This window comes from Paenibacillus brasilensis, assembly GCF_009363115.1.
GTDB classification, from domain to species: domain Bacteria; phylum Bacillota; class Bacilli; order Paenibacillales; family Paenibacillaceae; genus Paenibacillus; species Paenibacillus brasilensis.
Genome location: NZ_CP045298.1, coordinates 4,777,950 through 4,793,904 on the forward strand (window position 1 = coordinate 4,777,950; position 15,955 = coordinate 4,793,904).

15 protein-coding genes and 2 pseudogenes are annotated in these 15,955 nt (G+C 46.7%); 12 read left to right on the plus strand and 5 right to left on the minus strand.

Annotated features, from left to right (window positions below):
• Positions 1 to 3: 3 nt before the first annotated feature.
• Positions 4 to 192 (minus strand): hypothetical protein, encoded by a 189-nt coding sequence (locus tag GCU48_RS22495; RefSeq protein WP_010346071.1) that lies wholly within the window; start codon positions 190 to 192, stop codon positions 4 to 6.
• 319 nt (positions 193 to 511) lie between these two features.
• Here GCU48_RS22495 and GCU48_RS22500 point away from each other — a divergent pair, with 319 nt between their 5' ends.
• The 10 genes and pseudogenes from GCU48_RS22500 to GCU48_RS29365 all read left to right on the plus strand — a co-directional run.
• On the plus strand, positions 512 to 1,675 hold the full coding sequence (locus GCU48_RS22500; protein WP_152381523.1) for a TolC family protein: 1,164 nt from the start codon (positions 512 to 514) through the stop codon (positions 1,673 to 1,675).
• Positions 1,676 to 1,688: 13 nt separating this feature from the next.
• Positions 1,689 to 3,146, plus strand: a complete 1,458-nt coding sequence (locus GCU48_RS22505) for an efflux RND transporter periplasmic adaptor subunit (protein WP_025717760.1) — start codon at positions 1,689 to 1,691, stop codon at positions 3,144 to 3,146.
• 6 nt (positions 3,147 to 3,152) lie between these two features.
• Positions 3,153 to 3,872, plus strand: coding sequence for an ABC transporter ATP-binding protein (locus GCU48_RS22510; RefSeq protein WP_152381524.1), 720 nt, complete (start codon positions 3,153 to 3,155; stop codon positions 3,870 to 3,872).
• On the plus strand, positions 3,869 to 5,080 hold the full coding sequence (locus tag GCU48_RS22515) for an ABC transporter permease (RefSeq protein WP_152381525.1): 1,212 nt from the start codon (positions 3,869 to 3,871) through the stop codon (positions 5,078 to 5,080). Before GCU48_RS22510 ends, GCU48_RS22515 begins: the two co-directional genes overlap by 4 nt.
• A 181-nt stretch (positions 5,081 to 5,261) precedes the next feature.
• Positions 5,262 to 5,933, plus strand: a complete 672-nt coding sequence (locus tag GCU48_RS22520; protein WP_152382231.1) for a helix-turn-helix transcriptional regulator — start codon at positions 5,262 to 5,264, stop codon at positions 5,931 to 5,933.
• 13 nt (positions 5,934 to 5,946) lie between these two features.
• Positions 5,947 to 6,753 (plus strand): pyruvate, water dikinase regulatory protein, encoded by an 807-nt coding sequence (locus tag GCU48_RS22525; RefSeq protein ID WP_025717756.1) that lies wholly within the window; start codon positions 5,947 to 5,949, stop codon positions 6,751 to 6,753.
• A 216-nt stretch (positions 6,754 to 6,969) separates the two neighbouring features.
• Complete coding sequence (gene glpX / locus GCU48_RS22530; RefSeq protein WP_152381526.1) at positions 6,970 to 7,947, plus strand: class II fructose-bisphosphatase; 978 nt, start codon at positions 6,970 to 6,972, stop codon at positions 7,945 to 7,947.
• 809 nt (positions 7,948 to 8,756) lie between these two features.
• The gene (locus tag GCU48_RS22535; RefSeq protein WP_152381527.1) at positions 8,757 to 9,581 is read left to right on the plus strand and encodes a thioesterase II family protein; all 825 of its coding nucleotides are present in this window, start codon (positions 8,757 to 8,759) and stop codon (positions 9,579 to 9,581) included.
• A 216-nt stretch (positions 9,582 to 9,797) separates the two neighbouring features.
• Positions 9,798 to 10,595 (plus strand): annotated as a pseudogene (locus GCU48_RS29360) (ABC transporter transmembrane domain-containing protein); the annotation flags it as partial.
• Positions 10,596 to 10,601: 6 nt separating this feature from the next.
• Positions 10,602 to 11,447 (plus strand): annotated as a pseudogene (locus GCU48_RS29365) (chitinase N-terminal domain-containing protein); the annotation flags it as partial.
• A gap of 146 nt (positions 11,448 to 11,593) precedes the next feature.
• Here GCU48_RS29365 and GCU48_RS28675 read toward each other — a convergent pair.
• Positions 11,594 to 11,728: a hypothetical protein gene (locus tag GCU48_RS28675; RefSeq protein ID WP_269320816.1), complete on the minus strand. Its 135-nt coding sequence runs from the start codon at positions 11,726 to 11,728 to the stop codon at positions 11,594 to 11,596.
• Positions 11,729 to 11,757: 29 nt separating this feature from the next.
• The gene (locus GCU48_RS22545) at positions 11,758 to 12,111 is read right to left on the minus strand and encodes a hypothetical protein (RefSeq protein ID WP_025715885.1); all 354 of its coding nucleotides are present in this window, start codon (positions 12,109 to 12,111) and stop codon (positions 11,758 to 11,760) included.
• Between the two features lie 253 nt (positions 12,112 to 12,364).
• Here GCU48_RS22545 and greA point away from each other — a divergent pair, with 253 nt between their 5' ends.
• Positions 12,365 to 12,844 (plus strand): transcription elongation factor GreA, encoded by a 480-nt coding sequence (gene greA, locus GCU48_RS22550; RefSeq protein WP_025715884.1) that lies wholly within the window; start codon positions 12,365 to 12,367, stop codon positions 12,842 to 12,844.
• Positions 12,845 to 12,979: 135 nt separating this feature from the next.
• Here the strand turns inward: greA and GCU48_RS22555 are convergent, their stop codons facing one another.
• A complete protein-coding gene (locus GCU48_RS22555; RefSeq protein WP_152381528.1) occupies positions 12,980 to 13,519 on the minus strand; it encodes a transcription repressor NadR in 540 nt (179 codons plus the stop codon).
• Positions 13,516 to 14,670 carry an IscS subfamily cysteine desulfurase gene (locus tag GCU48_RS22560; RefSeq protein ID WP_152381529.1) on the minus strand — a complete coding sequence of 385 codons (1,155 nt, stop codon included), beginning with the start codon at positions 14,668 to 14,670 and terminating at the stop codon, positions 13,516 to 13,518. Before GCU48_RS22560 ends, GCU48_RS22555 begins: the two co-directional genes overlap by 4 nt.
• Before the next feature lie 165 nt (positions 14,671 to 14,835).
• On the opposite strand from GCU48_RS22560, the gene nadA reads away from it, so the two are divergent.
• Positions 14,836 to 15,942, plus strand: a complete 1,107-nt coding sequence (nadA, locus tag GCU48_RS22565) for a quinolinate synthase NadA (RefSeq protein WP_152381530.1) — start codon at positions 14,836 to 14,838, stop codon at positions 15,940 to 15,942.
• Positions 15,943 to 15,955 lie beyond the last annotated feature (13 nt).

Below are 15,955 nucleotides of genomic sequence, written 5' to 3' on the forward strand. Positions count from 1 at the left end.
GGCTTATCCAATCAGGTGCTGCTGATTCCGCTGGGCAAGATGAAAAGAAATACTGTTCATCAGCGGTATATCGTTATTTTTCCGCGCTTCCCGGATCAATTGCATCTTTTGCTGTTCCGATTCACGTAAAAAACGGGTCATCCACAAATCAGACGGTTCGTTGGTAGTTGTCATGCGAGATTCTTTTATCATCTATTAACCCTCCTAGTGAGCGGCTGTTATTCTTTCTCTAGTATATGTCCCAAACCTTAATAGATGCTGTTGTTTTCCTTAAAATTAGCTGAAAATCAGGTAAAGTTCAGGTAAAAACAGTCTAATTCTGATATTTTCATGTGCACGGCGGGGCTTAGGTACGACTGGCGTTAAAGCAAAGGTTACAAAAATGTATTGTTTTTACACCTTGTACCTACATAAACAGGAAAGTACAATAGATTTCGATAGAGAGTGGAAATTTCTGTCGAAATCTATTGAAATGATGCGAATAACGCACAGAAAGGGGAGAAATCCATCTATGAAGCAAAAAGCGGCTGCCACGCTGCTTGTATTGTCCTTATCAGCAGGTCTGGTCTCGACTGTCCAAGCCGACAGTGCGCCCGGAAATACATCAGCAAGTACGTCAGGTGCTTCATCTTCTGAGGTGACATCCAAGACAACATCCGCAACGGGCCAGGCTTTGCCAACATTGACACTTAAGCAGGCAGTGGAATGGGCACAGACCAACAGCTACAACACGCGTACCACCGAGCGGGATGTGGAGCGTCGCAGAATCGAGTTTAAGAATGCGGAAAAGAGTCTGGGAAATCCATTCGTCGATTTTATAGACGGTGAATTTGTTGATGATGACGTTTCCTGGAGAAATTATAATTCGTCGACGTTATCTTATCTAGCTAGTAAAAAACAAGCCCAGTACGCCAAAGATCAGATTTATTTTAACGTGATGAAAAGCTACCAGAGCGTGTTTGTAGCAGAGAATCAGGTGAAAAATGATCTGGAAGCGCTTGAAATTGCAAAAGCGGAGGAACAGATTGCACTCGCCAAATTTGCTCGCGGGAAGCTGTCTGAGTATGCGAAAAACGAGAGCGTGCAGGCTAGAAGTCAGGCACAGCAGACCGTAGAGCAGAGCAAGATAGCGTTGCAAAAATCACGGGATGCACTGAATTTTCTCATGGGTCAGCCTAACGGAACAGTCTATGAGTTAGTGGATCGGCCTGTGTACAAGGAACCGAAGAAACTGGATATAGAAATACATATACAACAGCTGATGGATATGAATCCGAATTTATGGAAGCTGGAAGACAACATCAAGACTTCGGAACTCAATGTAAGATATTTTGACTTTAACAGCGGCGCCAGTGCTTATGATCTGGCCAAGTTGGATATCGATACAGCTAAAGACGAGCTGGACAAGGGACAAAAGGATTTTGCCGAATCGCTCCGCAATCTTTATGCCACGGTCAAGGAAAACCAAAAAAAATACGTACAACTGGAAGAAAGTCTGCGTACGGCCAAAGAGGGACTGGAGCTGGCACGCAAAAAGTGGGCCAGAGGCTTAATTATTGAGTTGGAGCTGAAAAATAGCCAGTTGAAGGTAGACCAAATTGAACGGCAAATGGAAGAACTGGCGATTGAGTTGAATCAGAATGAGTATACGTTGAACAAGCCATGGAGCACATAGGGAGGAAACGGCGTTGGCAGAAACGGTTTTAAACGATGCATTAATCAAGTTACGGAGAAAACGGAGAAAGAAGTGGATCTGGACTGCAATTGTTCTGTTGGTTGTAGGCGGGGGCGGAACGGCTGTTTATCTGAATCTGCCCAAGGAGCAGGCCGCCCCAATGGTTCAGGACGAGACACTTAAAGTGGAGCGCGGGGATGTGAGCGAGAAGCTGGATACGTCCGGTACAGTGCAAGCGTCCAAGGAAGTAAAGCTGAACTTCACGAGCGCAGGTGAAAATAAGCTGGCAGCAGTACACGTAAAAGCCGGGGATAAGGTGAAAAAAGGACAGGTGTTAGCGCTTCTGGACAGCTCTGAAATTAAAATGCAGATCCAGAGTGCGTCTGATAGCTTGGAGATATCCAAATCCAAGTTGGCTGAATTGGAGAAAGGGCCAAAGGCGGAGGATATTGAAATACAGGAGACAAACGTACTTCGGGCCAAAATGGCTGTCGATACAGCCAAGGAATCATTTGAGCTGGAAGAAGCTGAAAGTCAGAAGAAAGCTTCCCAAAAGCAACTGGAGCAGGCACAGAAGGCATACGATGATCAAAAGTTTTTACATGATGCCGGGGCGGTGTCCAACAGTGAATTGGAGCAGGCAGAGCAAGCGCTAAATAAAGCACAGACAGACTATGATGGTCTGGATCTACAGTTCCGCAAAATCATGTCGCAAAAGCGTCGCGCCCTCTCAGAGGCTGAAATCGGCTACCGTTCGGCAAAGGCTGAGCTACGCAAAACTCAGGTTCCGGCTGATGCTTCCAATATTCAAGCCTCGCGGATAGAGGTTCGAAGACTGGCGACTGAGCTGGAGCAGAAAAAAAATGAACTTAACAAGCTTCAGGTCACGGCACCGTGGGACGGAGTGATCTTGAAGGTGAACGGGGATGTCGGAACCAGTCCGACGGCTCCATTTATTGTCATGAATAACTCGGATTCCAACGATCTTAAGGTGGTTGTGAAGGTTAGTCAAACCGACATTGTCAAAGTGAAAAAAGGCCTTTCGGCGGTGTTATCTACCAATGCATATCCGGGCGAATCGTTTCCGGGGAAGGTGCAGTTTGTCTCACCGGAAGCATCTACAGATGAAGGGATGACGACGTATCTGATGGAGCTGTCCGTTCATGACCCGAAAGGGAAGCTTAAAACAGGTATGATTATGAATGTGGCCGTTATATTGGGAGTGCACAAAAATGTACTGTTCGTACCTGCAACTGCGCTGAGATCCGAAGGGGGACAGGACGGCGTCTATCTTGCTGCGAATCCTGCAAATCCAGGGACGCGCACGTTCAAGCCCGTAGAGCTCGGATTTTACACGCCAGACCGGGTTGAATTGAAATCGGGTGTAAAGGAGGGTGACACGATTGTCATACCAGCTCCTGAAGCACCTCCAAACCCTTCCAACATGGGTGGCATGCAGGGAGGATTTTAATAGGCTATGAGATACGTTATTCAAATTGGAAATCTGAAAAAGGTGTATCAGGTCGGGGATCAGGAAATTCATGCCCTGCGTGATGTGCAGCTCGACATTGCTGACGGTGATTTTGTTGCCATCATGGGACCGTCTGGATCAGGAAAATCAACGATGATGAATGTCATCGGCTGTCTGGATTTGCCCACATCGGGGCAATTTTACTTGGACGGTTATTCGATATTGGATGCCCGTGAGGATGAACTGGCTATTATACGCAATCAGAAAATCGGATTTGTATTTCAGAAATTTCATTTACTCCCGCGCGCAACGGCTTTGGAGAACGTGGAGCTGCCTATGATCTATGCGGGTGTTCCTGCCAAGGAACGGCGTTTGCGGGCAATGGAGGCCCTCACTAGCGTGGGATTAGGCGATCGGATGAACAACAGGCCCAACGAATTGTCAGGCGGTCAGCAGCAACGGGTATCCATTGCGCGCGCGCTTGTGAACAATCCGGTTATTCTTTTAGCGGACGAACCGACAGGCGCATTGGACTCCAAAACCAGCGTTGAAATTATGGGGATTTTTCAGCGTCTAAACGATCAGGGGAAGACGGTTGTACTGGTTACGCATGATCAGGAGGTGGCAGAATACGCCAAGCGTCTGATTCATTTTCGTGATGGGCGGATTGAAGAGGATGAGCCTGTTGGGAAACGAACAATGGCGGCGGAGGAAGTGAGAGCATGAAATTTCGGGAAATTATCCGGGTATCGCTTAATAGTTTGCGAACCAATATGCTGCGTTCCTTGCTGACCATGTTGGGAATTATTATTGGAGTGGCTGCCGTAATTACGATTGTAGCTATCGGAAAAGGCTCTACCGCAACGATTACGTCGCAGATTAACAGTATGGGAAATAACCTGCTTATGATTTATCCTTATGCTCCGTATGATGGCTCCAGCTCTATGTCCTTTACTCAGACCAAAGGAATTTCACTTGAGGATATTGAAGCACTGGAACAGCAAAAATCGGTAGCAGAGGTAGCGCCAAGTGCCATGACCAATGCGGATATTACGTGGAGTCGCAATAAGGTCAGCGGGCAAATTGAGGGGACTTCGCTGGCATTCGTTCATGTGAGAAAGCTGTCGCTCGCTCAGGGCAGGTCGTTTACTCATTATGAAGTGGATAAACGGTTAAATGTTGTGGTGCTGGGGAGCGACGCGGCCCGAAATATTTTTGGACCGGATACATCCAAGGCAGTTGGTGAGACGATCATGATCAAGCAGCTCCCTTTTAAGGTGGTCGGGGTACTAACAAATTCCAACTCCAATATGAGCAATAGTTCGCAGCAGGTGTATATACCGATTACGACGGGGATGGAACGGCTGGGGAATATGAGCATTCAGCAGGTCAACGCTTCTGCGACAACAGAGGATAAGATTGACCAGGCGCGTAATGAAATCAGGCAGACGTTGCGTATACGGCATGAGCTGAAGCCTTCCGAGGGGGATGATTTTCAGATTACGACCCAAACGGACATTCTTGAAACGGTTTCAGGTGTGGACAAGGTTATGAATATGCTGTTGATCGGTGTGGCTGCGATTGCGCTTGGCGTCGGCGGTGTCGGCATTATGAATATTATGCTGGTGTCTGTTACGGAACGGACGAGGGAAATTGGGATTCGCAAGGCGATTGGTGCGCAGCGCAGTGATATCATGCTGCAGTTTCTGGCTGAGTCCGTTTTTCTCAGTCTAATGGGTGGATTGGTTGGCGTTATGGCGGGTCTTGGGGGCGCAAAGCTGCTCGAAAAATTCGTCCAAATGCCGATTGTGTATTCGATGGAGCCGGTGCTGTACTCTTTTCTGTGCTGCATGGGAGTCGGTGTGTTGTTCGGAGTCTATCCGGCGCGGAAGGCGTCCAAGCTGCGTCCGATTGATGCTTTAAGATACGAATAAGGGAGCGGATACTTCCCATTACTCGCAAGAGTATGGTGAAAGTATCCGCTTTTCCGTGTTGAATAAGCGTTTTAAACGATAAAAGACCATGAATAACTGCCTTATTTTTATATATGTGATGTTTTATATACTTTTAAAGGTTGATTTATAAATATATATGACGTATTATATTCAATATCAGATGACAAGAAAAAAAGGAGGGGCGTTCATCATCGATCTTACGGAAAGACAACTGGAAATTTTAAATATAGTACAAAAGCATGCCCCGATTACCGGTGATCAGATTGCGGAAATGCTTAATCTCAGCAAGGCGACCATTCGGACCGACCTATCCAAGCTGGGTATTCTGGATTACATAGATGCAAAGCCCAAGGTTGGCTATTTTGTCGGAAAGCGGGGTACGCCGAACCGGGAGGAAAAATTCCGGCTCATGCAAATGAAGGTTGGCGATCTTCACGGGGTTCCGGTTATCGTACGAGAAACAACAACGATTCAGGAAGCTGTGGTGGCACTTTTTTTGGAAAATGTGAGCAATTTGATCGTCACCGATGAAGATGGGGATTTGGCGGGTGTAGCTTCCCGCAAGGATTTGCTCAAGGTTACGTTAGGCAATCCGAATGCGGCGACCATTCCTGTCAGTCTCGTAATGACCCGTCAGGCGAATGTCGTCACGGTTTCCCCGGAGGACACCGTTCTGGAGGCAGCCCGCAAAATTATTGCCCGTCAAATCGACAGCTTACCCGTCGTCGTCCCTTCTGACTCCGACAAACCAGGGGAACACTGGAAAGTTGTGGGACGCATTACGAAAACGAATATTATTAAAATGTTGCTCGATATGGTAGCAGAAGATTAATGGGAGGAATCGAATGGTTCAGGCGAGCAGTCATTTTATAGCGATCTGTTCAGACTCGATTGGTGAGACGGCGGAAGCTGTCGTCCAGGCGACCATGCGCCAATTTGAGCTACCGGACACAGAGATCAAAAGATTTATGAATGTAAGGGATGAAGACGAGTTGAGCCGGGTGATGGAGGAGGTCGCCGAGCGGAGAGGTTTTGTTGCTTATACGCTGGTTCAGCCAGAATTGAGAGAGGCGATGAAAGAGGAGGCTGTTCGGCTGAATGTACGGGCTGTGGATATTATGGGGCCGATGATGCAGGCATTTGCAGACACGTTTCATAATGATCCGAAGGAGAAACCCGGTCTGCTGCATCGGATGGACGACAACTATTTTCGCCGTGTGGAAGCCTTGGATTTTGCGGTTCAATACGATGATGGCAAAGATGTCAGCGCCATTCTCAAAGCAGATATTGTATTGCTCGGGGTATCCCGTATTTCCAAAACCCCTTTATCGATGTTTCTGGCACACAAAGGTTATAAGACAGTCAACATTCCGATTGTACCGGAGCTAACGCCACCCGCACAGTTGAAGGATGTGCAGCACGGTCGGGTGTTCGGGCTGACGATCCAGCCGGAGCTGCTGCTAAAAATACGCAGTGAGCGACTAAAGGTTATGGGGCTTCCCAACAATGTGCAGTATGCCACATCGGCGCGGGTGGAGGACGAGATTGCTTATGCGCAGTCTTTGTTCAAGGAACTGAGTTGCCCGGTTATTGATGTCACGGATAAAGCGATTGAAGAAACAGCAGGTCTGATTATTAGAATGTTGCAGTAGCGTAGTAATTCTTATAGAGAAAATATGAGCTACAGGATACCGGAGTGAATAGATAAATAGCAGTAAAAACTGCTCTAAAGAAAAGATCGGCCGTAGGATATAGGAGATTATATAAAAATAGATAAATAGACAAATAGATAAATGGCAACACGAAGCTACTTTAAAATAATGATTTGCCATGGGATAACAATGATATAGGAGAGGTGGAGGGATAGTATGGAGAGTCAATTGGCATTGGAATTCGTTCGCGTAACAGAGGCGGCAGCGCTGCAATCGGCGCAATGGACAGGACGTGGAGATAAGAATAGCGCAGACGAGGCAGCTACGGTAGCCATCCGCACCCATTTTAATGCGGTATCCATGGATGGTACGGTCGTCATTGGCGAAGGAGAAATGGATGAGGCTCCCATGCTGTACATCGGGGAAAGAGTAGGCAATCGCAGAGGACCGGCTATAGATATCGCTGTCGACCCGCTGGAGGGAACCGAAACAGTGGCAAATGGTTTGAACAATGCTCTCTCGGTCATTGCTGCTGCACCTCGTGGAGGTTTGCTCCACGCTCCAGATATGTACATGCAAAAAATGGCTGTTGGCCCGGACTTGGCTGGAAAGCTGTCTCTTGATGATCCGATCCCGGCTACATTGTCAAAAGCTGCACGGATACTGGGCAAGTCTTTACCCGATCTTACGGTATCCATTCTGGACCGTACACGGCACGCTGGAATCATCAAGCTTCTGCGGGAAAGCGGCGTTCGAATCAAGCTGCTTGGTCACGGAGATGTGATGGGGGCGATTGAAACTTGCCTGGATAGTGGCGTAGATTTGCATATCGGCTCCGGCGGCGCTCCCGAGGGTGTATTGGCCGCGGCAGCACTGAAATGCATGGGCGGAGAAATACAGGGCCGTCTGCTGCCTCATGGCGAAGAAGAAATTGAGCGTTGCAAACGTATGGGGATCACGGATCCAGGGGCACTGCTATCCATGGCTGATATGGTTGGACGTCAAGGTGTGATGTTTGTGGCTACTGGCGTGACACCTGGCGAGTGGTTGCAGGGGGTTCGTTCACTCCCTGGCCACAGGGCGGAAACTCACTCGGTCGTGATGCACTCGGAAACAAAAACGATTCGCTTCGTGCGTAGTATTCACCATACTACTGATGCGTCCGGTACGCTCGCTGCGGCTGCATCCTCTTAAGTCTTCACAGCTAAATGCAAGACAAACTCATCATAGGCTTAAAAAACAGCAAGTCTCACACTACTTGGAGACTTGCTGTTTGGCGTTTCCGGTTTGTTTACCGATTGCAGAAAGTTTATAACAAAAGTTATAAATTTCCTGAAAATTGACACTTTTGAAGGAAGATAAAAGGTTTCTATTAAAGTTTGAAAAGAAAATTCATAGTTTTAGAAGAGAAAAATTCAATTTCAGATGAAATTTTTAGACGGAGAGCCAAAAAAATTCATCTCAAAATAGTTCTATAGAACTATAAAATAGCATGATTTATTAAAAAATTAAAGAGTTATTAATTTGGATTGATGTGAGCTTGATGAAATTAAATCCCATAAAATAGGATGTTAAAGGCTGTTGCGGAAAAAGGCGGAATTTGTCGGATGATATCAGGATGAATTTGTTACATTTATGTTAATGGCATGTAAAGGTAAAATTGTTGTAGCACAAGGCTTTGGAGCTTTATTGCAAATCATAATAATTTTGATTTTACAAAATCCATGAAAATCTGAAAGCTCGCTTTGAATCAAATTAACAGATCATGATTAGCAGGCAAATCATCCAAAAAGTGAAATTGTTGTTTTTAAAGACTGAAAATAAATAGAATAATCTGGATTATATTTTATTTTTATGAATTCAATCAATTTAGCCCTTTTGTCCCATGCCAAGCGGTTTTAAAGTTTGTATATTTAAAAACAGCTAGAAAGTGTTGGAAGAAAAAAAGCGATATAAGGATTTACTGTAAAATCCTGAACTGCATAGAGGATGGAGGAATTCATATGACGACTCGGTCACAATCTTGGTTTGCGAAAACCGCGGTCCATCCGGCTGAGAAGCTCCAACTATTTTGCTTCCCTTATGCCGGTGGTGGCGCTTCCATATTTGGTCCATGGAAGTCTAGACTTGCGCCCGACATTACGGTTTTACCAGTACAGCTCCCGGGACGTGAAAGCCGTTCAACAGAAGCCCCAATGGACACCATTCAGGACATTGTACACTCGCTGCTTCCTGCTATGGCTTCCTACGTACATAAGCCTTTTGCTTTTTTCGGACACAGTATGGGAGCACTGATTGCATTTGAAACAGCACGGCAGTTGTACAGCAAAACCGGAAGATTGCCTATCCACATCATCGCGTCCGGTAAATCCGCACCACATCTTCCGTATTCCAAAAAACAACTTCATGATTTAGCAGATGAGCCTTTCACCGAAGAGCTTCGTTTAATGCAGGGAACACCTGAAGAAGTCTTGCAAAATGCAGAGTTAATGCAAATTATTATGCCTCGTCTGCGTGCGGACTTTAAAGCATGTGAAACGTATGCTTATCAGCCTGGGAATCCGTTGGCTTGCCCGATGACCATCTTTGGCGGCATGAAGGATTACGAGGTGACCACCGATTCACTGCATGCCTGGCAGCAGCACACCACACTGCCCATAGATGTGCAAATATTCGAGGGCAATCACTTTTTCATTCATGAACAAGAGCAGGAAGTTATCAGCGCAGTCGTGAATATTTTGTCCGCACCCTCAGCCCTGAACCACGCTGCCGCAGCTCATGCATCATACAGCACCAATACCCTACAACCACGATTCAGGCAGAGTTAAATGACCCACACATCACGATACACTACGTTATTAACATCTCGGCAACCAATCAATAATTAACCTACCACCAAGATGCAACTCTCAGCATAATTCAAGAACGATTTCATTCCATGCAAGCATTCATACATCCAGAGCCAGAGTTTATCTCACCATGTCCATTGCATCTTAAAAAAGTTCGCACTGCGAAAGTGTGAGCAACGAAAAAGAGGGATGTCCTTGTTTCGATCAAATTCTGCTTTTCGGAGACTCGCATGTTATGTAAGACCGTACAATCTATGGGTTTTCATAACAGTGCTCGCCTCCTTATGTTTGGCAGCCATTGACATTATTTTGGGTAAGGCCATCGAGCAAATGGCAGAGGGAACCTTTTCGTCCACCGAAAACATGATCTATCTGGTTGTTGGTATGACCCTCATTGGAATGCCCTGTAAGTTTGTGATGAGGTACGCTTCAGCGCGATTTAGCGTTAGCGCTCTACGTGACCTGAGAGGCGACCTCGTACATAAGTTTTGCGATTTACCGGTTTCCCGTGTAGAGAGGAAATTTACCGGAGATTTGGTATCCCGTCTTACGAACAATACAGCGCTGTTACAGAATTTTTTTATCGAGCAGTTTGCCAATCTGTTTTATTTACCACTTGTGTTTACGGCATCCTTAACGTTGCTTTTAATGACAAGCTGGAAGCTGGTTTTGGCCAGTCTAGCGCTTATGCCTGTAGGAATGATCATCACATCACTGATGAGCAGACCGATTGAAAAATATTCCGAGCAGCTTCAGGAGAAAATGGCCCATTTGAACGCGGTCGGACAGGATGCGATCGGAGGAATTCCTATCGTCAAGGCATTCAATATGCAGGCCGTGCTGTTGAAGAAGTATATGGTGATTATGGAGGAGGTCGTCAGACGCGGCCTGGGGCTGGAAAAGCGCTATGCATCCATTACTCCGGTAGGTGTGATGATGCTGGCAACACCGATTATTTTGGTCATTGTGTACGGAGGATATCTGATTCAACAAGTATAGCTTTCGCTGGACCACCAGAACCTCAATGTAGGAGATACCGCAACTGCATCTCTTAAAGGTACGTTGACAGATGGCAGCGAAGCTGATTTAAGTAAAGCTTCTGTTCAGTATACAAGCAGTCATGAGACTGTCACGCTGGATACTTACGGAGAGCTTCGAGCAGCAAAAGAGGGGAGTGCCGAGATTACAGCGAGCGTCACGCTCCAGGGCAAAACCGTCGTATCCAATCCTGTGACGGTTATCGTCGGAAAAGCTGCAGCTGGTGAAGTGCCAGGCAAACCTGTACTTTCAGATGATAACGGGCAGGATAATGGCCTGAAGGATGGTAATTATCATATCACTATGAATCTGTGGTGGGGCACGAACGGTGATGAACTCAAGCTGTACGAAAACGGTGAGCTGATCGGGACTCTACCTTTGCAAGCTGCTTCCCCTGGAGCACAAAGTGCAGTCATTCCAGTAACAGGGAAGGCCAATGGTACCTACACGTATACTGCTGAGCTGATCAACGCTTACGGCAAAGCGACCAGTGCTCCGCTAGTCGTCAAAGTGACAGATGCTTCACCCGGCCTGCCGGTGCTGTCTCATGACAACTGGGACGGTGATGGCAACTATACGATTTCCATGAACATGTGGTGGGGCACGAATGCGACAAAATACAATTTATATGAAAATGGTGAGCTGATCGACACGCAAGAGCTGCCGAGCCAAACTCCGCAGGCTCAAAGCGCAGCCACCGACATTCAAGCTCGAAAGCCAGGCACATATGAGTATCGGGCGGAGCTGATCAATGGCTCAGGTCAAATTTCCAGCCAGACCATAAACGTCGAAGTGAAGGATCGCTAAATCGTAAGAGCATCTATTGTCTTAACATGAGTCAATAGATGCTCCTTTTTTATTTTTTTCTAGGCTGTCGCTCCGTATGCTTGTCTATCGGTGCCCCATCCCGAATATTGGTCATTACAAAAAAACGGGAAAGGGGAACGGCCCATTTAAGATTGGGTTGGTTGAGCCGAGAGATTATCTATATTGGTGGAGCCAAAGAAAAATAAAACAATCAGAATTGTGATAATGATAGCCTCTGCAAAATGCTCTCCATCAAACTCACTTGCCGCAAGCTCATTCACCGTAAATTACCCCTTTCGCAATCGGCATTTTATTTTCCCATTTTCTTTTGAAAGGCTTGTATCACTTGATCTAGCGTCATATTCCCGTTATCATTTAAAAATTTCACCATGTTATCGACATTGGAAGGGTCTGCTGCTAATGTTTTGTATTTTCCCGTTAATCCCACAAGCAGAGTTGCTTGTCTGTATAAAGTAACGGAATCGACGTGTAGCCTTCCTGTTAATAGCAGGGCTGCTACAATAATCTCCACATTTTTTCCATGCAGGGCGGAGAAGATAGCCGAGTTACTGTTTAATCCGTTTTTCTTTTGTCCCTTGGGGTTAGGGGATGATTTGTATTTTTGATTACGATTACGGTTTCCATTCTTTCCTAAGGAAGTCATTGAATCTTCCTCCCGCCATAGTTGCCCTTGCCCGTCTTTTATGCCATTGCAGGATAAGGACAACGGAACTGCGTGTGCTCATTCAAATTGCCGTTATATTCATATAATATGCGAAAAGAAAGTATCGGTTACTGTAAGAATAACCCTGACTGAGTACCCCGGACTCTTATCACTTTGTAATTTCTTTTCGCATGTTGGTTCAATTTAGAGTAAACTACAATAAAGTGAGCTAATTAGGAGTTGTGAATAATATATGTCAAACGAAGAAGTATTGTTAACCAAAGAGGGATTAGCCAAGCTGGAGGATGAGCTTAAGGAACTAAAGACCGTAAAACGCAAGGAACTGGCTGAACGTCTCAAGCTCGCAATCAGCTACGGGGACCTGAAGGAAAATAGTGAGTATCACTCCGCCAAGGACGATCAGGCGTTCATGGAAACGCGAATCATGGTATTGGAGAAAATGTTGACCAAAGCTCGGTTGGTGGATGAAAGTAATCTGGACCTTGGAACCGTTAGTATCGGTTCAACCGTCATTCTCAATGATATCGAATTTTCGGAGAAGATGGAGTACAAAATTGTAAGTCCTGCTGAGGCAGACGTTCTGGATAATAAAATTTCCTATGAGAGCCCTTTAGGCAAGGCGCTTTTGGGAAAAGAAGTGGGAAGTATCATTCACGTAGATGCACCCATGGCTGTCATTAAATATGAGCTGCTCGAAATTAAGCTCACGTAGTTCATTCCCGATTCCCTTGATAAGGGAGCCGGGATTTTTTATTTTCTCGCTGCTTGCATACCAGCCTTACGGAGCATTGTCTGCGCTCCATATGCTGGACAAAATGCTCGTTATAGTTGCAGTAGTGATAATGAGCTAGTCCGTCATCAGAAAGCCGGCTTGCTCCAATGCAGCACAGGCATCATTAATTTTAGCTTCATCCGAGGCATGCAAGGTATGAAGATGAATGCCGCCGGTCAGCTGGGACAAATAAGTGGCCTGGGTGGAGTTGATTTTACGGATAAAATCCTCCACTTCCCTGCGATTTCCGACCCGTATCGGAGCCGTCAGATCGCCATATACCGGATGCTCCACAATAACATCCTGCACACTTACACCATAGTCCACAATGAGCTTTAATTCCTCTTCTGTCTGTTCAGGTCGGTGATTGCACACGATAATACGTGAGGCTATGGGAGCAGCCTGCCCCGCAGGCTCCATGTAAATGTATCCTTGGCTCGTTGCCAAAATAGGCTCTTGGCTTGCTTTTAACAGGGAAATATCCTGTACAACTACTTGTCTGGAGACGGAGGCTCTTCGTGCCAGCTCGCTCCCGGTCAGCGGAGATTCGTTCTTGAGCCACTGCAGCAGCTGCTTGCGGCGATCCGTTCCTGACCATTTTGAAGATTCAGTCAATGAGATAAGCTCCTTTCTTGTCGATGCGTCAAATCTGCCAAAATACCTGCCAGTACATCCAGATCCTCGATTGTAGTCGTCCTTCCGAAAGAAATACGGATAAATTGTAATGCTTCACGATCAGAGGCTCCAAGCGCTTGGAGCGCAGGCGAAGGCTCGTGGTGTCCAGCGGCACATGCGCTGCCGGTAGATATGCAGACACCGCTGCGGTTACACTCCAGCATAACATATTGTCCCTCATAACCGTGAAAAAAACATCCCACGATATGGCTGAGCGCAGTTTCTGTGCCGCTTTCCTGTATGACCAAACGCAACGGAATGGATTCTTTTTGAACTTGGCTAATAAAATATTGCCTTAACATAGCATACCGCTGCTGATGCAGCTCCATTTGTTCAGTCATCATTTCTGCTGCTGCGACAAACGCTGCAATACCGGGAACATTAACCGTTCCGGGACGGAATCCGTTCTCATGCAGTGTGTCGGGGTACACGGGACGCCACGGGGTCCCCGGCTTGAGATATGCAGCACCGACACCTTTCGGGCCGTACACTTTATGGCTTGATATGGAGAGGGCGTCCACTCCCAAGGCAGCTACATCAACAGGAATGTTTCCAAAGGTCTGTACCGCATCGCTGTGCAGCAAAATACCACGTTCTCGCAGTAGGGGAGACAAGGCGGCAAGATCCTGAATCAGTCCAGTTTCCGAATTGGCGTGCTGCACGGATACGAGACCCGTGGTTTCTCTGAGATGAGGCAAGAGAGCCTCGACGGTTATTTGTCCATTCTTGTCCGGCTGTACAATCGTCAGCTCATAGCCCTGACTCTCCAGCAAAATGGCAAGATTGTACATAGAATGATGCTCCAGTGCGCTCATAATCCAATGTTTTTTGTGCTCTGGCAATCCGTTCAGAATTGACTGCACAACCAACATATTGGATTCCGTTCCTCCTGCTGTAAAATAAACGCCTTCCTTTTGCCCGCCAATCATATCCGCCATCCGCTGTCTGCTGTAATCGAGCACATAAGCTGCTTGGCCGCCTGCATCATGGAGGCTGCTGGAATTTCCGAACATTTTTTTATTTACTTCGTTATACATATTCAAAGCTTCGTCACACATTGGTGTAGAAGCGGCATAGTCCAGATAAATCACAGCCAATCCTCCCTGTTTAAAAATAATTCCATTACAAAAATCCTTGAGATTATTGTAGGCATGTGTAAATATAAGTGTCAAGACACTTGTAAATAGCAGGAGCACGACGGTTATCTGTTAATAAAAGCAGAGACAGACAGCCGCAAAGATAATGGAGGGATTGGGATGTCTATACTTGACGTTTTACAGGGAAATCGAGGGCTGATGCCGGAGCACTATAAGACACTGATTGTTGCAGACATGGAGCATCGTGTCGCAGAGCTGAAGCAAAAATGGGGTCCAAAGCTGCTCATACCGGGCCATCACTATCAGAAGGATGAAGTCATTCAGTTCGCTGATATAACAGGAGATTCTCTACAGCTTGCCCAAATGGCCGCACAAAATCAGGAAGCAGAGTTTATTGTGTTTTGCGGAGTTCATTTTATGGCTGAAACGGCGGATATGCTGACTGCCGACCGACAAACGGTCGTGCTGCCGGATATGCGCGCAGGCTGTTCGATGGCAGATATGGCGAATATGGAGCAAACCGAACGGGCCTGGAAGCATTTGCAGGAGCTTGTTGGAGACACGATGATTCCGTTAACCTATGTGAATTCCACAGCGGAGATCAAAGCCTTTGTAGGACGGCATGGCGGGGCTACCGTGACTTCTTCGAATGCCAAGCAAGTGCTGGAATGGGCGCTGAAGCAAAAGGAACGCATTTTGTTTTTACCGGATCAGCATTTGGGTCGCAATACAGCCTACGATCTTGGAATTCCACTGGATGAAATGGCCGTATGGAATCCGATGACAGATCAACTGGAGACTGAACGGGACCCTGCAACCGTGAAAATTATTTTATGGAAAGGGCATTGCTCTGTACATGAAAAGTTTACGATAGATCATATTCGCAACGTCCGTGAGCGTGACAAGAACATCCGGGTCATCGTTCATCCCGAATGCTCTTATGAGGTCGTACAGCTCGCAGATTGCGCGGGATCCACAAAATTCATCATTGATACGATCCGTGCGGCAGAGCCGGGGACCCGATGGGCCGTTGGCACAGAGATGAATCTCGTGCAACGAATCAAGCAGCAGTACCCTGAACAGCAGATCGAATCGCTCAATCCTGATATGTGCCCTTGTCTGACCATGAACCGGATTGATCTTCCACATCTGCTGTGGTCAATGGAGCAGATTGATCGAGGAGAGCCTGTGGGTGTGATTCGTGTGGATGATCAGGTCAGACAGGAGGCTGTACTGGCGCTGAATCGCATGCTGGCTATTCGTTAAACTTTTGCCGTTC